The 19,009-nt window shown below is 64.8% G+C and carries 14 protein-coding genes; 2 read left to right on the top strand and 12 right to left on the bottom strand.

The features are described from left to right. Positions 1-121 precede the first annotated feature (121 nt). From AB4Y35_RS03840 to AB4Y35_RS03815, 6 genes are all read right to left on the bottom strand, one after another. The gene (locus AB4Y35_RS03840; protein ID WP_368703377.1) at positions 122-1,198 is read right to left on the bottom strand and encodes a sn-glycerol-3-phosphate import ATP-binding protein UgpC; all 1,077 of its coding nucleotides are present in this window, start codon (positions 1,196-1,198) and stop codon (positions 122-124) included. A gap of 25 nt (positions 1,199-1,223) precedes the next feature. Further along, positions 1,224-2,069, bottom strand: a complete 846-nt coding sequence (ugpE, locus tag AB4Y35_RS03835) for a sn-glycerol-3-phosphate ABC transporter permease UgpE (RefSeq protein WP_368688261.1) — start codon at positions 2,067-2,069, stop codon at positions 1,224-1,226. Further along, positions 2,069-2,950 carry a sn-glycerol-3-phosphate ABC transporter permease UgpA gene (ugpA, locus tag AB4Y35_RS03830; RefSeq protein WP_133180179.1) on the bottom strand — a complete coding sequence of 294 codons (882 nt, stop codon included), beginning with the start codon at positions 2,948-2,950 and terminating at the stop codon, positions 2,069-2,071. The genes ugpE and ugpA overlap by 1 nt, the downstream gene beginning before the upstream one ends. A gap of 383 nt (positions 2,951-3,333) precedes the next feature. Then, positions 3,334-4,575 (bottom strand): NAD(P)/FAD-dependent oxidoreductase, encoded by a 1,242-nt coding sequence (locus tag AB4Y35_RS03825; protein ID WP_368703376.1) that lies wholly within the window; start codon positions 4,573-4,575, stop codon positions 3,334-3,336. 163 nt (positions 4,576-4,738) lie between these two features. Further along, positions 4,739-5,647, bottom strand: a complete 909-nt coding sequence (locus AB4Y35_RS03820) for a glutamate/aspartate ABC transporter substrate-binding protein (protein WP_368703375.1) — start codon at positions 5,645-5,647, stop codon at positions 4,739-4,741. A 202-nt stretch (positions 5,648-5,849) separates the two neighbouring features. Beyond that, positions 5,850-7,157, bottom strand: coding sequence for an MFS transporter (locus AB4Y35_RS03815; protein ID WP_368703374.1), 1,308 nt, complete (start codon positions 7,155-7,157; stop codon positions 5,850-5,852). Between the two features lie 204 nt (positions 7,158-7,361). On the opposite strand from AB4Y35_RS03815, the gene AB4Y35_RS03810 reads away from it, so the two are divergent. After that, positions 7,362-7,886 carry a nucleoside 2-deoxyribosyltransferase gene (locus tag AB4Y35_RS03810; RefSeq protein WP_342918716.1) on the top strand — a complete coding sequence of 175 codons (525 nt, stop codon included), beginning with the start codon at positions 7,362-7,364 and terminating at the stop codon, positions 7,884-7,886. Positions 7,887-7,923: 37 nt separating this feature from the next. Here AB4Y35_RS03810 and AB4Y35_RS03805 read toward each other — a convergent pair whose 3' ends face one another. The 4 genes from AB4Y35_RS03805 to AB4Y35_RS03790 form a co-directional block, all read right to left on the bottom strand. Next, positions 7,924-9,597, bottom strand: coding sequence for a S10 family peptidase (locus tag AB4Y35_RS03805; RefSeq protein ID WP_368703373.1), 1,674 nt, complete (start codon positions 9,595-9,597; stop codon positions 7,924-7,926). Between the two features lie 136 nt (positions 9,598-9,733). Next, positions 9,734-11,371 (bottom strand): protease pro-enzyme activation domain-containing protein, encoded by a 1,638-nt coding sequence (locus AB4Y35_RS03800; protein ID WP_368703372.1) that lies wholly within the window; start codon positions 11,369-11,371, stop codon positions 9,734-9,736. 363 nt (positions 11,372-11,734) lie between these two features. Next, the gene (gene galU, locus AB4Y35_RS03795) at positions 11,735-12,625 is read right to left on the bottom strand and encodes a UTP--glucose-1-phosphate uridylyltransferase GalU (protein WP_368688252.1); all 891 of its coding nucleotides are present in this window, start codon (positions 12,623-12,625) and stop codon (positions 11,735-11,737) included. A 265-nt stretch (positions 12,626-12,890) separates the two neighbouring features. Continuing rightward, a complete protein-coding gene (locus AB4Y35_RS03790) occupies positions 12,891-13,034 on the bottom strand; it encodes a hypothetical protein (protein ID WP_165979327.1) in 144 nt (47 codons plus the stop codon). Between the two features lie 199 nt (positions 13,035-13,233). On the opposite strand from AB4Y35_RS03790, the gene AB4Y35_RS03785 reads away from it, so the two are divergent. Continuing rightward, entirely contained in the window at positions 13,234-14,418 is a 1,185-nt protein-coding gene (locus AB4Y35_RS03785; RefSeq protein WP_368703371.1) for an acyltransferase family protein, read from the top strand. 624 nt (positions 14,419-15,042) lie between these two features. On the opposite strand, the gene AB4Y35_RS03780 is transcribed toward AB4Y35_RS03785, so the two are convergent. Together AB4Y35_RS03780 and AB4Y35_RS03775 are read right to left on the bottom strand one after the other, a co-directional pair. Continuing rightward, a complete protein-coding gene (locus tag AB4Y35_RS03780; RefSeq protein WP_368703370.1) occupies positions 15,043-17,529 on the bottom strand; it encodes a glycosyltransferase family 4 protein in 2,487 nt (828 codons plus the stop codon). Beyond that, positions 17,526-18,992 (bottom strand): flippase, encoded by a 1,467-nt coding sequence (locus AB4Y35_RS03775; RefSeq protein WP_368703369.1) that lies wholly within the window; start codon positions 18,990-18,992, stop codon positions 17,526-17,528. Before AB4Y35_RS03775 ends, AB4Y35_RS03780 begins: the two co-directional genes overlap by 4 nt. Between the last annotated feature and the right edge of the window lie 17 nt (positions 18,993-19,009).

Here is a 19,009-nt window from a genome sequence, read left to right as displayed (position 1 = left end):
TGCCGATACGAATGGCGCAGGCGGCATTGCGCCCACGCGATGCGACAGTTTACGACAATCGGGACCGCGGCGAGCGCCGCTTTCGCGCGCAGGCCGCGGTGTCGGCATCGGCAGGCGCGGCCTAGCCCAAACGCTTGCCGGTAGCCGGATCGAAGAAATGCAGGCGCGCCGGCGGCAGGTGCACCGCCAGCCGCTCGCCGGGCGTGGGCCGCGTTTCGTGCGGCAGGCGCACCACCACATCCGCGCTGCCCCAGCGGCCGTGCGCGAGGTTATCCGCGCCGAGCAGTTCACAGGTCTCGACTTCGAGCGTGACCGGTTCGTTGGCGCCGCGCGCGTGCATATGCTCGGGCCGCACGCCCAGCACGCATTCGGCGCCCTTCGGCAGCCAGGCCGGCGCATCGCCGAGCGGCAAATGCGGCCCGTTGCCCGCGATTTCGAAGCGCCGGCCGTCGTCGCTCACACGCCCGCGCAGCAGGTTCATGGCCGGCGAGCCGATGAAGCTCGCGACGAACATCGAAGCGGGCCGGTCGTACACTTCGCTGGGCGTGCCGATCTGCTCCGCGCGCCCGCCGTTGAGCACCATCACGCGCTGCGCGAGCGTCATCGCCTCGATCTGGTCGTGCGTGACGTACAGGCTCGTCGTACGCAGGCGCGCATGCAGACGCTGGATTTCAAGGCGCATCTGCACGCGCAGCTTCGCGTCGAGGTTCGAGAGCGGCTCGTCGAACAGGAACACCGACGGCTCGCGCACGATCGCGCGGCCCATCGCCACGCGCTGGCGCTGGCCGCCCGAAAGCTCGCGCGGCTTGCGCTCGAGCAGCTCGCCCAGTTCGAGGATTTCGGCGGCCGCCGCCACGCGTGAATCGATCGTCGCGCGGTCGAGCCCCTGCAGCTTGAGGCTGTAGCCCATGTTGCGCGCGACCGTCATGTGCGGATAAAGCGCGTAGTTCTGGAACACCATGGCGATGTCGCGATCCTTGGGTTCCACGCGGTTGACCACTTTCTCGCCGATGGCGATCTCGCCCGACGTGATGGTCTCCAGCCCCGCGACCATGCGCAGCAGCGTGGACTTCCCGCAGCCCGACGGGCCGACGAGCACCATGAATTCGCCGTCCGCCACCTGCACGTCGATGCCGTGCAACACCTGCTGCGCGCCGTCGTACGACTTCGTGACGCCCCGTATGCTCAATGCCGCCATGCCGTCCCCCGAATTGCCTTCATGCTTATTTCTCCACGTCCACGAGGCCGCGCACGAACCAGCGCTGCATGGCCAGCACCACCACGAGCGGCGGCAGCATGGCGATCATCGTCGCGCACATCACGAGATGCCATTGCGTGGCCGCGTCGCCACTCGAAATCATGCTCTTGATGCCCACCACGGCGGTCGTCATCGAAGCCGTGCTCGACATGAGAATCGGCCACAGATACTGGTTCCAGCCATAAATGAACGTGATGACGAACAGCGATGCGATGTTCGTTCTGGAAAGCGGCAGCACCACGTCCCAGAAGAAACGCAGCGGCCCCGCGCCGTCGATCCGCGCGGCCTCGATCAACTCGTTGGGCAGCGTGAGGAAGAACTGGCGGAACAGAAACGTGGCCGTGGCCGACGCGATCAGCGGCAGCGTGAGACCCGCGTACGTGTTCGTGAGATGCAGCGTGGCCGCGACCTGCACCGTGGGGAAAATGCGCACTTCCACGGGCAGCATGAGCGTCACGAAGATCAGCCAGAACGCGAGGCGCCGGAACGGAAAGCGGAAGAACACGATCGCATAGGCCGAAATGATCGATATGGCGATCTTGCCCACCGAAATCACGAGCGCCGTGATGACGCTGTTCATGAGCATCACGCCGAACGGGCTCGCCGCACTGCCCGTACCCACGTTCCACACGGTGGCCATGTTCGCGAACAGATGGGTGCCCGGCACGAGCGAGAGCGGCACCGAGAAGACTTCCTTCTCGTTCATCGTGGCAGCGCAAAACGCCACGTACACGGGGAAGGCCACCACCGCCACACCGAGCAGCAGCATGAGGTGGCAGAACAGGTTGAAGTACTTACGATTCTCGACCATCAGTACTGCACCCGTCGTTCGATAAAGCGGAACTGGAAGATCGTGAGCGCCGTCACGATCACCATCAGCACGACCGACTGCGCGCCCGAACTGCCGATGTCGAGGCCCCGGAAGCCTTCGTCGAAGATCTTGTAGACGAGCGTGCGCGTGGCCTGGCCGGGCCCGCCACCGGTTGCCGCATCGATCACGGGGAAGGTGTCGAAGAGCGCGTAGACCACGTTCACCACGAGCAGAAAAAAGCTCGTGGGCGAAAGCAGCGGGAACGCAATGCCGAAGAAGCGCCGCACGGGGCCCGCGCCGTCAATGGCGGCCGCCTCGAACAGCGATTGCGGAATCGACTGCAGGCCCGCGTAGAAGAACAGGAAGTTATAGCTGATCTGCTGCCAGACCGATGCGATCACAACGAGCGTCATGGCCTGCCCCGGGTTGAGCGCGTGATTCCACGTCACGCCGAAGCGTGCGAGCGCGAAGGTCACGAGGCCGATGCTCGGGTTGAACAGAAAACCCCACAACACGGCGGCAATGACCGGCGCGACCGCATACGGCCAGATCAGAAACGTTTGATAAAAGCGCTTGCCGCGCGTCACATGGTGCGCCATGGCTGCCAGCAGCAGCGAAATGGCGAGGCCGCCGAACGTGACGAGCGCCGTAAACACGAGCGTCGTCTGGACCGAGGCCAGATAGAGCGGATCGCGCAGGAGCCGCGTGAAGTTGGCGAAGCCGACGAAGACCGACGATGTGCCGAAGGCGTCCTGGGCCTGGGTGGACTGCAGCAGCGCCACCCCGGCCGGCCACAGGAAAAAGATCACGGTCACCGCAAGCTGCGGGCCGACGAGCAGGTACGGCAGCAGGCTCGCCCCAAAACGGGAGCGTTGTTCCATTGCGTCACTCTCCTCGAGTGGCGGCGTTCGGACGAGCGCGAACACCGGTTGACGCGGCTTGTTGATCGAATTGAGCCGCCTCATGGGCGGCGCCGCGTTCGCATTCTAGCCGAGACTCGTGACAATGCGGGTCAAAGCACGGGGCGAAGCGCGGGGCGAAGCGCGGGGCGAAGCGCGGGGCGAAGCGCGGGGCGAAGCGCGGGGCGAAGCACGGGGCGAAGCACGGGACTGGACGCCGCGCTGGGGCGCCGGGAGAGGGATTGACGCAGGGAGGCGGCGGGCGATCGGGCTGCGGAGCGTGTTGATCCGGCGCGCAGCGTCTCCCGATCGCGAAAATAGCGGGGGCGTCGCGCGCCCCCTGACTTCATCGTTCGACTGGCCGCTCAGGCGAGCGCCGCCGCGGCGAATTTGCCCATGTCGGTGGCCGGATCGCGCAGCGCGTCGAGGTCGAGCTTCACGCCCTTGCCCACGAGCTTCTTGCCGCACAGGAAATCGGGCATCGAATTGACGGCGTCGACCGCGAGCAGCACGCGGTCCTTCAGGTAGTACACCGCGAAGCGCCGCGCGGCCGGGTCGCCGCGCACGATGGCCTGGTCATGGCCTTCGAGCAGGCCCACCGTCTGCAGCTTTAGGTCGTACTGATCGGACCAGAACCACGGCGCGTCGCACGCGGGGCGCGGCTTGCCGACGATCGCGGCGGCCGCGAGCTTCGCCTGCTCCACGGCGTTGTGCACGCTTTCCAGGCGCCCCGCGCGGCCATAGTGCGCAAGCGGCCGGTGCGCGCAATCGCCGATCGCAAAGACGTCCGGGTCGCTCGTGCGCGCGTCGTCGTCCACCTGAATGCCGTTGGCGCACGTAATACCCGCTGCTTTCGCGAGCGCCTCGTTCGGCAGGATGCCGATGCCGACCAGCGCGAGCGTGGCGGGTACGATCTCGCCGTCCGCGAGCTTCACGCCGGTGAGCTTGCCGTCCTCGCCCACGAGCGCCTCGATCTTCGCGTTCAGGCGCAGTTCCACGCCCTGCGCGCGATGCTCGTTCGCGTAGAACGTGGAAACGGTCTCGCCCGTCACACGGCCCAGCACGCGCGGCGCGGCTTCGAGCACGGTGACCTCGTGGCCGAGCTGGCGCGCCGCCGCGGCCGCTTCGAGGCCGATATAACCGGCGCCGATCACCACGAGCTTCTCGCCCGGTTTCACGCGCTCGCGCAGCACATCGGCGTCGGCGAGCGAGCGCAGCGCGATCACGCCCGCGAGATCGTGGCCCGGCACCGTCAACGCGCGCGGCGTCGAGCCAGTGGCGAAAATCAGCTTGTCGTATTGCAGCGGGCTGCCGTCGGCGAGCGAGAGCGTGCGGCTCGCGCGGTCGAGCGACTGCGCGCTCGCGCCGAGCTTCAGCTCGATGCGCTGCTCGTCGTAGAACGCGCGCGGTTTGAGCCACAGGCGCTCGATGTCGGCCTCGCCCTTCAAATAGGCCTTGCTGAGCGGCGGCCGGTGATAAGGGGGCACCGGTTCTTCGCCGACCAGCACGACGCGGCCGCCGAACCCGTATTGCCGCAGCAGCGCCGCGGCGTTGCCGCCCGCGTGCCCAGCCCCAACGATCACCACCGTGCTGCCGTCTTCTTGCATGTCCGCTCCCGCTTTTTCCGCTGTCTACCCGTTGATTGATTCATCGCGCGCATCGGCGGCCATGACTCATACGCACGCGTGAACCCTCGCGCCCATGAGCCGCCCGCGCCGTCCGCCGCGTCAGGAACGAGATCATCTCATGGTTCGCACGTGCACACGGCAATCAGTCGAAGGCGCGATCGTTCGGCGCGGCATAGAGCGCGCGCAGTTGTTCGCTCATCGGAAACGCGAAGTTCACGCCCTTGGGCGGCACCGGCTTCTCGAACCACTTCGCGTACATCGCATTGATTTCGCCGCTCTTCATGAGCGCCGCCATCGTGTCGTTCACGAGTTGCCGGAACTCGGGGTCGCCGTTGCGCATCATGAAGGCATAGGCCTCCGACGATTGCGGCGTGCCCACGATCACCCATTCGGTGGGCTTCGCCGTGAGCGAGCGCGTACCGGCGAGCAGCACGTCGTCCATCATGTAGGCCACTGCGCGGCCCGACTCGAGCGTGGCGCGCCCCTCGCCATAATCGCGCGCGCTGATGATGCGCATGTTCATCTGCTTGTCGATGTTCATGCGCCGCAAGATGCGCTCGGACGTCGTGCCCTGGTTGGTGAGTACGGTCTTGCCCGCGAGATCGGCGAAGTCGTGAATGCCCGAGTCCTTGCGCGTGAGCAGGCGCGTGGTCGCGACGAAGAACGTATTGGAGAAGCTCACCTGGGCCTGGCGCGCCTTCAGGTTCGTCGTGACGCCGCACTCCAGGTCCACGGTGCCGTTCTGCACGAGTGGAATGCGGTTTTGCGAAGTGACGGGAATGAAACGCACCTGCAGGTTCGGGTGCTTCGTCCTGAGCTTGACGGCGTCGATCACCTTGTCGCAGATGTCCTGCGAAAAGCCGATCACCTGGTTGTCGCCAATCACGTAGGAGAACGGCACCGAAGTCTCGCGATAACCAATGGCGATGATGTTCGCCGAGCGGATCTTCTCGAGCGTAGGCTGCGCGACCTGGGCGGCCGCCGGCTGCAGCAGAGAGAGACACGGCACGATGGCCCAGCAAGCCAGCGACAGCCGCTTCAGTCGGTTCATGGGTCGGTCCTCGTCGTCATGCTTCGTCTGCCGCCGTGATTTCGAGCGGTCGAAGCATCCATTTGTCGCCACAATCGATCATCGCGCAACATGCGGGAAATACCAGGCGTTTCCCGCGATGTTAAGCCGATCATGAAAAAAAGCAGCGGGCATGGCCGCTGCTTTCATCGCTCATGCCGCGCAATCGTCACGGCGCATGCGATCAGCCGTTGACGAGTTTCCTCGGCTGCAGCAGCGCCAGCACCGCGCCCAGCACCATGGCCGCCGAAACGCAGTACATGCCCGCGTTCGTGCTGTGCGTCACGTCCTTCATCCAGCCGATGATCGACGGGCTCACGAAGCCCGCGAGATTGCCGATCGAGTTGATCATGCCGATGGCGGCGGCAGCCGACCCGCCCGCAAGAATCGCACTCGGCCAGGTCCAGAACACGGGCATCGTGGCGAGCATGCCGGCCGCGCCCACCGAAAGCGCAAGCATGGCGAGCGGCACATTGTTGCCGAACACGGTGCTCAAATACAGGCCGATTGCCGATGCCAGCGAGGCGATGGCGAAGTGCCAGCGGCGCTCGCCCGTGCGGTCGGCGCTCTTCGCGACGAACAGCATGCTGAACACGGCGCAGGCGTACGGAATGGCGGTGAGCAGGCCCACGTCGAGCGCATTCTTCACGCCGCTCGCCTTGATGAGCGTGGGCAGATAGAAGCTGATGCCGTACAGGCCCATCATGCAGCAGAAGTAAATCACGGCCATGAGCCACACGCGGCCATTGGCGAACACCGAGCCGATCGATGCGTGGCCCTTGCCCGCCTGGTCCTGCGCGATATTGCGTTCGAGCACGGCCTTCTCGTCGTCCGAGAGCCAGTTCGCCGCGCGAATGCCGTTGGGCAGATAGAACAGCGTAATCACGCCCAGCACGAGCGAAGGCACCGCTTCGATCAGGAAGAGCCACTGCCAGCCCGTCCAGCCGTTCGCGCCAGTGAAGGCCGAGAGGATCCAGCCCGAAAGCGGTCCGCCCAGCACGCCCGCAATCGGAATGCCGATCATGAAGAGCGCATTCATGCGGCTGCGGCGCGCGGCCGGGAACCAGTAGGTGAGATAGAGCACGATACCGGGGAAGAAGCCCGCCTCGGCCACGCCCAGCAGGAAGCGCACGAAATAGAACTGCGTGGGCGTCTGCACGAGCAGCGTGGCCGCCGAAAGCACGGCCCACGTAATCATGATGCGCGCGATCCACACACGCGCGCCCACGCGGTGCATGAGGATATTGCTCGGGACTTCGAAGAAAAAGTAGCCGATAAAGAAAATGCCCGCGCCGAGACCGTAGACGGTTTCGCTGAACTGCAGGTCGCTCAGCATCTGGAGCTTGGCGAAGCCTACGTTCACGCGGTCGAGATACGCGGCCACATAGCAGAGGAAGAGAAACGGCAGCAGACGCAACGTCGCCTTCGAATAGGCGCGCGTCTCGAGATTTTGTAATGCGGCCTTCGACTGGCCACCGGCGATCGTATTCATGGTCTCCAACATGGTGCAAATCCAGATGCCGCACAACGGCGCACGGCACGATGCAAAGTGCATGATCGTAGCGAGAGGCAACAAATGTTGTCAATCGTTTGTAAGCAACAGGAAGACGCACGAAATCTCGTGCGCGCGGGACCAGGCGCTAGAATCGTCGAACCGGGGTCTCGACGAACCCCTTGCACTGGAGGACCGCGCGCCATGAATTCGACCCCGCTGCCCCGCCGCCCGCGCGTGTATCTCGCCGGCTTCGACGTCTTCCGGCGCGATGCGCTCGAGCACGGCGCACGCCTCGTCGCCGCGTGTGCGGAATTCGGCTTCGAGGGCGTCTATCCGCTCGACGCGCAGGCGCCAGCGGACCTCGACGGCCCGCGCCAGGCCGCGTGGATCTATCGCGCGAACGTCGAATCGATCCGCGCCGCCGATATCGTGATGGCAAACGTCAACGACTTTCGCGGCCCCGGCGAGCCCGACTCGGGCACCGCCTTCGAGATCGGCTATGCGGCCGCACTCGGCAAGGAAATCTGGGCCTACTCATCCGACCAGGGCACGCTCATCGAACGCGTGCCGTCCGTGCCCGACGCACAGGGGCGCGTGTGCGAACGCGGCTATCTGGTGGAAGATTTCGGCCTGGCGAAGAACCTGATGATCGCGTGCGCGGCGCGTCTCGTGCAGGGCGACGCGCGCGCGTGTCTCGAAGCCATGGCGCAGGGGCGCACGCCATAACCGCGTGCAAACGCCTGCGCCGGTGCCAGCGAAAAGATCAATGATGCATGGTGCTCATCGTGCTCATGCGCTGGAGCGCGCGAATGCGCGCCACCGCGGGGCGGTCCGTCACGGCGACCTGATAGAGCTTCGCGAGATCGGCCTTGAGCGCCGTGCGTGAGCCGGCGTCGAGATACACCATGTGACCCGAAGGATAAAAGCGCGCGCTCAGGTTGTCGCGCACCTTCTGGTCGAGCAGCGGCATCTTCTGCAGGTCGATCACGGTCTGGTAGAACGGCGTGACGAAATCGTAGTAGCCGTTCGCCGAAAGCACGCGCAAATCCGGATTCAGCGCCATCACCGCCGCGAGATCGCCGGCCGTGTAGAGCACGATATTGCCCTGCGCGTCCACGCCCTTTTGCGCGCCCGTCGGATCGATATGGCCGAAGTTCCAGTTCTTGAACGCCTGGTCGTTCAGGTCCGTGAACGACGAGTTCGTGCGGAACTTGAGCTGCTCGTTCAGGTAGCTGTTCCACATCGCCGTATAGACGCCGCTCACGGCCGTCATGGTGGGATCGTTGCCGCCCGAGTTGGGGTCGATGTTGCCGGCAATGCCCGTGTCGATGGCGGTCACGCGGCCGTCGTACGAACCGAGCGCCACGCCCTTGTCCTTCAGCAGCGAGGTGAGAAAAAGCGAATTGCCGCGGCTGTCGTACGAGGCGATGTCGAGATTCCACGACTCCAGCGTTTGCGTGTCGATGCCCGTGTATTGCGACAAGGTCTTGAGCGTGGCCGGAATGCTCTTGTCGTTCGGATCGGGAAACTTCGACAGCGCCTGCAGGTAATCGGTGCGCGCGAATTGCGCGACCTGCGCGGCGAACGCCTGCAGGTCCTTCGGCGCGGGCGTCACACCGAGACGCTTGTGGTACCACGCGTCGGCGGCCGCCGTGGGCAGCGCGCCCACCGGGTTGCCGGCTTGCGTGTAATCGAGAATCGACGACTGCAGCGTGATGCCGTTCAGATCCACGCCGTCCTCGTGCAGCCGGTAGGCCAGCACGCAGCTACGCGCCGTGCCATACGACTCGCCATAGAGAAACTTCGGCGAATTCCAGCGATCGTTCGCCGAGAGGTAGCGCTTGATGAACTGCTTGAGCGAATCCGCGTCCTGATCCACGCCCCAGAAGTCGCGGTTGTGATGCGGCGCGATCGCGGCCGAATAGCCCGTGCCCACCGGATTGATGAAGATGAGGTCGCTCTTGTCGAGCAGGCTGTCCGGATTGTCTTCGAGCGTATAGGGCGCGGGCGGCGTGAAGCCCGGCATCGAGGTCTTGATGCGCCTGGGCGCGAACGAGCCGAGCAGCACGAACACGGAAGACGAGCCCGGGCCGCCGTTGTAGAAGAATGTGACGGGACGGTCCTGCGCCTGCACGCCGTCCTTCGTGAACGCCACGTAGAAGATCTTGGCGTTGGGCTGCGAGCTGCTCGGATCGACCGTCACGAGGTGACCCGCCGTCGCCGTATAGGCAATGACTTCCTTGCCGATCTGGATGGCGTGGTGCGTGACCGCGGCGTTCTCGGTCATGTCGGTGACGAAGTCGTCGGGGCCGTTGCCGTAAGCGGTGGGATCGAAGCACGGCTGGTCGGCCTGGGAGCGATGCTTGCCGTTGCCGCTCGCGGGGCTGGCCCCTTGAGCACCGCCGTTGCCCTTGGTGGACTGCGCTTCGTCGTTCATGTCGTCTCCACTTTCTGTGTGTGTGCGTTTGAGACAGTGAATGCAACTTCGAATGCAACCTCTCATGCAACCCGCATCGCGCCCGCCGCCTGGCTCTCGTGTTCAACTCGCGTCGCGGCGGCGTGCCGCGCTCATCCTACGCCGAGCCGAGCGCGGTTGCCACCTTGCTGCCCACCGGCGTGCCGAGGCCCGTGCAGGCGTCCCAGCCCGGCGCCGCCGAGAAGTCGCCATTGCTGCCGCTCGTCACGTCGTTGAAGGCGCCGGGCTGCGCGTAGAGCTTCGCGTTCGCGAAGCCCACGGGCGTGCCGCGCGCCGCGTTGATGCGCGCGATCAGCGCCGCCCACAGCGGCGCGACGGCGCTCGTGCCGCCCACCACCGTATCCGCGCCCGCCACGCGCACTTCGTAGCCCGTGGCCGGATCGGCGTCGGCGGAGACGTCGGGCACGCCGCGCCGCACCAACGCGCCCGCCCCGCCGCTGCCGCGCACGACGCGCAGGCCTTTTTGCCAGTCCGGCAGCGCGAACGTCGCGCTCACGCCGCCGCCGGTCGCGCCGTTATCGCCTTCGCTCCACACGGTTTCCTGCGAGATACGTCCGTTCGACGCCGCGATGTGCGTGCCGCCGCAGCCGAGCGCGTAAGGGCTCGACGCGGGAAAGTCGACATGATCGGCGCCGTCGCTCACGCCGTCCGACGAGCCGCTGTCGCCGGAAGCCGCGCACACGGTCACGCCGAGCGCGACAGCCGTTTGCAGCGCGTCGTTCAGCGCGCCGAGGGTTTGCTGCGACCACGCCGACTCCGGCGCGCCCCAGCTGATCGAGATGACTGAAGGCTTACGCTGGCTGTCGTGCAGCGCGGCGCTCACCGCATCGACGAAACCTGCCTCGCTGTTCGGTGCGAAATAGACGGCGATGAGCGCCCCGGGCGCCAGCGCACCGGCGATCTCGACGTCGAGCGTGACTTCGGCGTCGGGGCCGTTGGGGTCGCCGGTCGGCGCGTTCGTCGCCTGATCGACGGAGATGTCCTCCACGCGCGGCGCGCTCACGCCCAACTCGTTGAAATACGCGCTGAGGTCTGCCGTGTCATAGCCGCCGCCCATTTCGATGACGGCAATGCACTGGCCGCTGCCGTCGCCCGCGGGAAAGCTGTAAAGCTCCGCGAGTTGCAAAGGCGTGAACGATCTGGTCACCGCGCGCGCGGCGCGGATAGGCGGACGGATGGGCGCACCGGGTGTGCCTGGCGCGTCTGCCGGCGCGTTGGTCAGACTCGTCGGCACGATGCGAAAGTGCGGCTGCGCCTTCGCGCGATTGTCGAGCCCCACCACGGCGGTGACGACCTCGTGCATGTCTTCCGGCAAGTGCAGGGGGCCGCTCGGCTGGTGAAAGTGATGGGTGGTTTTGCCGACCTGATGCTCGAAACGCTGCAGGTCGATGCCGAAGGCGGCGTTGTACTGCTGCACCGTGCCCGAGAGCACGACGCGGCGCGCCGAGGCATCGGCCTGATCCACGGTGAGCCCATGCGCGCTCGCGAACTGCTCGACACGTTCGATGTCGGCAGCGCTGGCGCCAAAGCGCCGCTCGTATTCCTCGCGCGAAACCGGCTGCGCGGCGGGATCGTTCGCGGCGAGCCGGTCCACCAGCTCGTGAAATTCTGCCGACGCCTGACGCCGCAGGATCAGCACGATCCTGAAACGCTCCGCCGGGTCGCAAGCGCCGACGCACTGCGCGCCAGCGGGCGCGGGATGTTCACTGCCTGCCACGGGAAGGTGCCTGGTCATGGACGGTTGCTCCTCCTTGAAGCGCGTGCCTGGATTCTGGCCTTCGGACACGCGTTGAATGACGGGAGTTCCGCGCGCCAAACCGGCCCGGAATGCCGTACAGAATCGTTGGGATATTCACGCAGCATGGCCGCCGCGCGAGCGGCCCGGCACGCAGCACGAACGCAAACGACGCGCTGAGCGCATTCGGCATGCCCGCCAGAACCGTTATACACCGGTGACGATTGCAAAGTTGTCACGGCGACGCGGGAAGGCCAGGTCGCGGAGAATGTCGGGACGTGATGCGAGATGGGCGAAACGCGCGCGGGCGTCGAGCCCGCGCGCTTGAAGTACCCCGTAGCGTGATTGTGGCGCTATGGAGTTTTATGCTGCAGCGGGCAGCGCCGCCGGCAGATGCGCCTGCAGATAGGCTTCGAACTCGTCCTTGACCTCCGGATGGCGCAGCGCGAACTCCACCGTCGCCTTGAGGTAGCCGAGCTTGCTGCCGCAGTCGAAACGCGTGCCCATATAGCGGTACGCGAGCACCTGTTCTTCGGTGAGCAGCGACTGCAGGGCGTCGGTAAGCTGAAGTTCGCCGCCTGCGCCCGGCTTCAGTGCGCGCAGATGTTCGAAGATCGTGGGCATCAGCACGTAGCGGCCCACGACGCCGAGATTCGACGGCGCGACTTCCGGCGCCGGCTTTTCGACGATGCCCGACAGCTTGAACACATCCTCTTCCCATTCGCGGCCGTCGACGATGCCGTACGACGCGCTGTCTTCACGCGCGATCGATTCGACGCCCACCACCGAGCTGTGATAGTGATTGAACGTGTTCACGAGTTGCTTCATGACCGGCGTGGGGCTGTAGAGCAGGTCGTCCGCGAGAATCACGGCGAACGGCGCGCCGCCGACGAGCTTTTCCGCGCACAGCACGGCGTGGCCCAGACCGAGCGCCTCGGCCTGGCGCACGTAGAAGCAGTCCACATTGGCTGGCTTGATGCTGCGAACGACGTCGAGCAGCTTTTGCTTGTTGCGGGCTTCGAGTTCGCATTCGATCTCGTACGACTTGTCGAAATGGTCTTCGATCGCGCGCTTGCTGCGGCCGGTCACGAAGATCATTTCGGTAATCCCCGCAGCGATCGCCTCTTCCACCGCGTACTGAATGAGCGGCTTGTCGACGATCGGCAGCATTTCCTTCGGGCTCGCCTTGGTGGCGGGCAAGAAGCGCGTCCCAAGGCCTGCAACAGGAAATACCGCTTTGGTTACTTTCAGCATGATGTCCATTCCCAGATCGTTCGTTTGAGTCTCGGTCTCGCAGCGAGGCAAGCCGACTTCCCCGAGGTTCTGCCGTGGCAGATTCTTGTGTTGAATGAGATTGTTTAGCGCCTTTTAAGGAATAAAAAAAGGCCAATAAATTCGGATGACTCGCTTCCGGCATAACACCGGAAATTATTGCCATTCACACCGAATAATTCCAGCCGGATCGGCATGAATTTCCTGCTCCGTCTTGTGTCAATGACGCGTCCTGTTCGGGCGCAGTCTACTCCGCCTCGTCGACGGGCGGCAAGGCGCCGGAGCGCGTGCGTGCGCGCCGGATGGGCTCATTGCGCAACGCCTCGCGATACGCGGACACCCCCACGAGTATCAACAGCACGGCCACGCCGGCCAGCAAGTGCAGGTTCATCGGATTCTCCAGCGACCATAGTCGATCGCACTCAAACTAGCATTCCAAATTCGATAAATAAACCGCTTTGTTTTTCAATCCATTTATTTCTCCATTTCTCATTTCATCACGAATACATTTTGAAAATCTTTTCCTTACTTCCCTCGCGCGCGCGCCCCTAAGATCGCCGGGTACTCTCCCCAAGGACCGGCTGACACCGATGAGCGATCCCGTACTCCAAACCGCCATGCCGCCTGCATCCGCCCTGCCCGCCGCCGCTGCCCCTGCAGCGCGACCCGCGGCCGCGGCCCGCGAGCTGGCCGGCGAGCATCTGATCGAAGCCCTGCGTGGCTTTGCGGCCCTGTTGGTGGCGTATTTCCATTGCCGCCAGGTCACCTGGATCGGCATGGGCGCGTTCCACCAGCTGCATGCCAGCCTCGCGAGCCCCGGCACCGTTGCCGCGTGGCTGACGTTCCCGATTGCGTGGGGATCGGCGGGCGTGCCGATTTTTTTCGTCATCAGCGGCTATTGCATTCACCGCAGCGGCGCCGCGCGGCTCTTTTCGAACCCCGATTTCCGGCTCGACGCGCGGCAGTTCTGGCTGCGGCGTTTCGTGCGCATCTATCCGGTGCTGCTCGCCGCGTTGCTGCTCACGCTGGCAGTGGATTCGGTCAGCCTCTCGCTGCTTCCGGTGAGCCACAAGATCAACGAGATCGGGGCGCGCGATTTCTTCGTGAACCTGTTCTCGCTGCAGGGCGTGGCCGGTAAGACGTATGGGTCGAACGGCGCGCTCTGGACGCTTTCGCTCGAAGTGCAGTTTTACCTGCTGTATCCGCTGCTCTTCGCTGCGCGGCGCCGGTTTGGCCTGAATGTCGTGCTCGCCGCCGTGGCCCTCATCAACGTCGTTTCCGCGTTGACGCTGGAGCGGCATGACATCATCGTTTTCACTTCGTACTGGTTCTCGTGGATGCTCGGCGCATGGATCGCCGAAGTGCGTTTGCGCGGGTCTTCTGGCTTTCGGTTCGCCTATCCTGCTGCGGCGCTTTTTGCTGTCGCCGGTTGTGTGGCGTTTCACTTCGGGCAGTTTGGGGCGTTTCAGCTTTGGGCTTGCGCGTTTGCCTGCTATCTCGTCAAAGCGCTTGCGCGGCCTGCGCCTGCTTCGCCTGGGTTGCTGCAGTCGCTGTTCTCCAGGATCGGCGATTTCAGCTACTCGCTCTATCTCATTCACTTGCCGCTCTTTGTGCTGCTCGGGTCGCTACTGTTCCGCTCGGAACTGCAGACTTCGATATGGCCTTCGTTTGGGTTCACGCTGGCCGTGATTCCCGTTGGATGGGTGTTCTATCGGCTTTTCGAGAAGCCCGCGCTCAATGCTGCTGCTCGGCTTCGGAAGCGGGTTGTCGCTTGAGCTTCTTTGTTGGCATTTCCTTGTTTTCGCGTCGGTGTGCCAGCGTTGCCCCTGTGCGGGGCGGCACCTCCTTTCTTTGCCGCGGCAAAGAAAGGAGGCAAAGAAAGCCGCTCAAACCGCCAGTGCCTGCCACCGTTCGCATCTGGCCGTAAATGGTGAATGGCTCCGGAGCGTCTGTCACCTCGCACCTTCAAAGGTAGTGACAAGGCGCTCATACTTCCGGCGGCGCTGCGCGCGCCGAAGGGCATAACCAAAACCCGTTGGGGCGCGTGCATTATCGCGAAGCCTGAAATGCCCACTGGTTTCTCTTGCAGACCCGACCGCAGCGCGCGCAGCGAGCAGCGGGATGAATGACTGCCTTGTCACTCACTTTGGTGGTGCGAGGTGACGGACGCTCCGGAGCCATTCACCATGTACGACGAGATGTGAACGGTGGCAGGCGCTAGCGGTTTGAGCGGCTTTCTTTGCCTACTTTTCTTTGCCGTGCGCCCCGAAGGAAGTCCCCTTGGGGGACAAAGATAGTAGGTGCCGCCCCGCACAGGGGCAACACTTGTATACCGACGCGAAAACAAGAAAAGGCCAAAGCGGCCAGAAGCCGCGACAAAGGCCTAAAAAAGCAAAAACTTACCTACCCCGAGCAACAACCCCATCCAACACCCGCTCGACAGCATCAACATACTGCTGCTTCCCAAACCGCTCCTGGGCAGTAGCGAGCCCTCGCACAGCAAGCCGCTCCCGCAACGCAGCGTCATCGTGCAGCCTGCCGATGGTAGCAGCCAGCTCCTTCGCATCACCCGGCGTACAGAGCAACCCGCTCTCACCATGCTCGACGATCTCAGTCACCCCGCCATCGCGAGAAGCAACCACAGGCCGCTGCGCCAGCATCCCCTCAACGACCACCCGCCCAAACGGCTCAGGCGTAATAGACGTATGCGCGATGACATCCACGGCCCGCATGCAAGCCGCAATGTCATGCCGGAAGCCGAGAAAATGCACACGCTCCTGCAGCCCGTTCGCTTCGACGAACGCACGCAGCTCCGCGGCATAAGCATCCTCACCAAACAGCGGCGCACCCACGAGCACAGCATGCGCACGCGGCTCGTCGAGCAACGCTTCGAGCAGCACATGCTGGCCCTTCCAGCGCGCAAGACGGCTGAAAGCACCAATCAGGAACGCATCCTCGGGCAACCCGATTTGCGCCCGCAACTGAGCCTGCGGCACGCGCGCAAGCGCACGGAACGGCGATTCATCCACGCCGTTGTGCACCACGTCGATGCGCTTCGTGTCAAAGCGCGTGAGCTGCGCGAACACCTTCGCCGATGCATGCGAGTTCGCGATCACATGCGCGAGTCCCAGCTTCGCGCAGCCCTTGATCACGGCACGCTGCACGCGGCCGAAATGCTCGTCGCTAACAATGTCGCGCAAATGCCAGACCACCGGCTTGCGCGCGAGCTTGCCCGCGAGCACGCCGATCACCATGGCACGCTGCGTGTTGGCGTAAAGCACGTCGGCTTCGCGCGCGCGGCGGCGCGTCTCGCGCACGAGCGCGGCGATGCCCGCAAGCACGCCCAGTCGCGGCGCGGTGCCGCCATCGCGGCGCACCTTGTTCAACGCGCCCGAATCGAGCACCTCCACGCGCGCACCGGCCTTGTCGAGCGCCTCCCTGAAGGGACCGTCGTTGAAGAGCAGCACGTCGATACGCGAGCGCAAGCCCTTCACCACTTCCAGCAGCGATAGCTCGGCGCCGCCCAGCACGCCGCTCTGGTCGATGGCGAGCACGCGCGGCGCGTCCGCTGCGTCCGCTTCGATCTCGTACGGAGCCGCGCCGTGTGCCGAGCCCGCCTGCGCAATCGCCGGCACCGCCTTCGCCACGCGCGCAAAGAATTGCTCGCGGAAATGCCGCGAAGAAAAGCGCTCGGCATTCGCGCGGCAATCCTCGGCGCGGAATCGGCCTGGATCGCCTTCGAACGATTCGACGGCGTCGATGATCGCGTCCGCGTCTTGCTCTTCGAAGAAGAGGCCCGTGGGGCGCGAACCGGTGTCGCGCACCGTTTCGAGGGCGCCGCCCTTGCCGAATGCAATCACGGGCGTGCCGCAAGCCTGCGCCTCGACCACGGAAATACCGAAGTCTTCTTCCGCTGCGAACACGAACGCCTTGGCGCGCCGCATGCGGTCGTGCAGGACGGCGAACGGCTGATAGCCCAGCACTTCCACGTTGGGCGTCGCCTTCGCGCGTACCTTGTGCATGTCGGGGCCATCGCCGATCACCACGAGGCGCCGCTCGGGCATGCGTGCAAACGCCTCGACGATCAGGTCGATCTTCTTGTACGGCACGAGCCGCGAGGCGGTCAAATAGAAGTCTTCTTTCGTGGTCTCCAGCTCGAACGCATCGATATCCACGGGCGGATAAACCACCTCGGCCTGGCGCTGATACACCTTCTGGATGCGCCGCGCGATGAACTCGGAGTTGGCGACGAACTGGTCCACCGAATTCGCCGTGCGCACGTCCCAGTTGCGGATGTAGTGCAGGATCAGGCGCGCGAGCATCGACTTCGGCCCGCGCGTGAGGCTCGACTCCTGCAGGTACTGATGCTGGAGGTCCCACGCATAGCGGATCGGCGAATGCACGTAGCTGATATGAAACTGGTCCGGTCCCGTGAGCACGCCCTTGGCCACCGCGTGGCTGCTCGAAATCACCACGTCGTAGCCCGACACGTCGAGCTGCTCGATGGCGAGCGGCATGAACGGCAGGTACGCGCGATAACGCTTGCGCGCGCCCGGCAGCTTCTGGATGAACGAGGTCGTGGCGCGCTTGCCGCGCAGGAACGTGCGGTCCTTCGCATCGACGAAGTCGACGACCGAGAACAGGTCCGCATCGGGAAAGCAGGCCAGGATCTGCTCGAGCACGCGCTCCGCGCCCGCGTAGGTCACGAGCCAGTCGTGCACGATGGCCACGCGCGGCGCACGGCCTGCGGCGAGCGCCGGCCGCAGTGGCCGCAGCGGCATGACGGCGCCCGTTTCGGGGCGTCGCGGTTTGGTGGCGTCGCGCCGTTGAATGGGCGCGGCAGCGCTTTCGGACGGCGCCGCTTCGTCGATCAGTTCGTGACTCATGCGCTTTTCCGTGAATTCAGTCGAAAGAGAAGGGAACGGGCGTAGCCGCGCAGCATCGGCGTGGTCGCAACGGACCACACCACGTTGGCAAGCGCGAGCACGACACCGGCGCCGATTGCGTACAGCGCGTCCGGCAGCCACCACGCAAAAGCGAGCGCAGCGGCGAGAAAACTCAGGTGGGCAAACATATCGACGATGATCGTGCGGCTATGAATGCGCGAAAGCCACAGCAGCACGACGTAGTCGAACAGGGCGCGAAACAGCACGGCGGCGGCCGCGCCCGGCAAGCCGAAGCGCGAGATGCCGAGCCACAGCAGACCGGCAAAGAGCGGCAGCTCCACGAGCCCGACGCGCGCAGCGGCGGCAGGATTGTTTTGCGACTGGATGAGAATGCGCGTCACGCCCGCCTGCCCCACGAGCCACACGGCGATGATCAGCACGCGCCCAACCGGCGCGCCATGCTCGGCGATCACGGGCCCGACCCACGCATGCAGGAAAGGCTGGAGCACCACGATCGCACCGATGGCGATGGGCGTGAACACGGCATTGAGAAACTGCAGCGACTGCGCGGCGATTTCATCGGCATGCTCGCGGCCCAGCGCGGAAAGGCGCGGAAACAGCGTGCGCACGAGCGCATTGGGCACCATGTTCAGGCGCGTGACGAGGTTCTGCGGCACCGTGTAGTACGTGACGAAGCGCGCGCCAAGGCCCGCGCCCAGCATCATGCGGTCGAGCGAATCCGCGACCATCGTCGTGATGCTCGCGACCAGCATCCAGCCGCCGAAATTGAAGAGCGCCTTCGAGGTATCGAGGCGCGGCCCGCGCACCTTGCGTATACCGAGCACGCGCAGCGCCGAACGGCCAAGCAGGATCGCCGCGGCGAGACGCGCGAACACGGCGGCGGCCAGCACGGTCTGCAGATTCGGCTCGTAGGCCCAGGCGGCGGCGAGCGGCAGCAGCTGGAACAGGAACGTGCCGAGCGTCTGGTTCGTGTTGTAGATGCCGAAGCGCTCCGCACCGTTGATCGCGCCCGCGAACACCCACGAGACGTTCGCCACCGGAATCGCCACGGCGAGCCAGGGCAGCGCGAGATAGACTTCGTGCCGCAATTCGGGCGTCACGTGCGTGAAATACGCGGTATAGAGCGCGCCGCCCGAATAGATCAGCAGGCCGCCGATCGCGCCGGTCGTGAAGTTCAGCCAGAACGCGCTCCAGAACACGCGCTCGCAGGCGTCGGCGTCTTTCGACGCATACGCCTTCGAGATCTGGTTTTGCGCGGCCATGCTCATGCCGAGATCGAGCACGCTGAAGTAACCGATCAGGGTCCAGACGAGCGCGATCACGCCGTAGCGCTCCACGCCGAGCAGGCGGATATACGAAGGCACCGTGACGAGCGACACGAAGGTCGGCAGCACGAGACCGAACAGATTGATTGCGACGTTGCGCAGTATGCCTTTATCCATTAGGTATCCAGTTGCGT

The sequence above is a fragment of the Paraburkholderia sp. EG286A genome (genome assembly GCF_040965375.1).
Classification (GTDB): domain Bacteria; phylum Pseudomonadota; class Gammaproteobacteria; order Burkholderiales; family Burkholderiaceae; genus Paraburkholderia.
Note: the sequence above shows the minus strand (reverse complement) of the source record. Positions and strands in the feature narration are given on the sequence as shown.

Bases quoted from the DNA above. Each gene is read 5' to 3' on its own strand.
- AB4Y35_RS03820 (WP_368703375.1), bottom strand. From the start codon at position 5,647: ATGAACCGACTGAAGCGGCTGTCGCTGGCTTGCTGGGCCATCGTGCCG.
- AB4Y35_RS03785 (WP_368703371.1), top strand. From the start codon at position 13,234: ATGAGCGATCCCGTACTCCAAACCGCCATGCCGCCTGCATCCGCCCTG.
- AB4Y35_RS03775 (WP_368703369.1), bottom strand. From the start codon at position 18,992: ATGGATAAAGGCATACTGCGCAACGTCGCAATCAATCTGTTCGGTCTC.
- AB4Y35_RS03805 (WP_368703373.1), bottom strand. From the start codon at position 9,597: ATGAACGACGAAGCGCAGTCCACCAAGGGCAACGGCGGTGCTCAAGGG.
- AB4Y35_RS03810 (WP_342918716.1), top strand. From the start codon at position 7,362: ATGAATTCGACCCCGCTGCCCCGCCGCCCGCGCGTGTATCTCGCCGGC.
- AB4Y35_RS03840 (WP_368703377.1), bottom strand. From the start codon at position 1,198: ATGGCGGCATTGAGCATACGGGGCGTCACGAAGTCGTACGACGGCGCG.
- AB4Y35_RS03790 (WP_165979327.1), bottom strand. From the start codon at position 13,034: ATGAACCTGCACTTGCTGGCCGGCGTGGCCGTGCTGTTGATACTCGTG.
- ugpA (WP_133180179.1), bottom strand. From the start codon at position 2,950: ATGGAACAACGCTCCCGTTTTGGGGCGAGCCTGCTGCCGTACCTGCTC.
- AB4Y35_RS03780 (WP_368703370.1), bottom strand. From the start codon at position 17,529: ATGAGTCACGAACTGATCGACGAAGCGGCGCCGTCCGAAAGCGCTGCC.
- galU (WP_368688252.1), bottom strand. From the start codon at position 12,625: ATGCTGAAAGTAACCAAAGCGGTATTTCCTGTTGCAGGCCTTGGGACG.
- AB4Y35_RS03800 (WP_368703372.1), bottom strand. From the start codon at position 11,371: ATGACCAGGCACCTTCCCGTGGCAGGCAGTGAACATCCCGCGCCCGCT.
- ugpE (WP_368688261.1), bottom strand. From the start codon at position 2,069: ATGGTCGAGAATCGTAAGTACTTCAACCTGTTCTGCCACCTCATGCTG.
- AB4Y35_RS03815 (WP_368703374.1), bottom strand. From the start codon at position 7,157: ATGAATACGATCGCCGGTGGCCAGTCGAAGGCCGCATTACAAAATCTC.
- AB4Y35_RS03825 (WP_368703376.1), bottom strand. From the start codon at position 4,575: ATGCAAGAAGACGGCAGCACGGTGGTGATCGTTGGGGCTGGGCACGCG.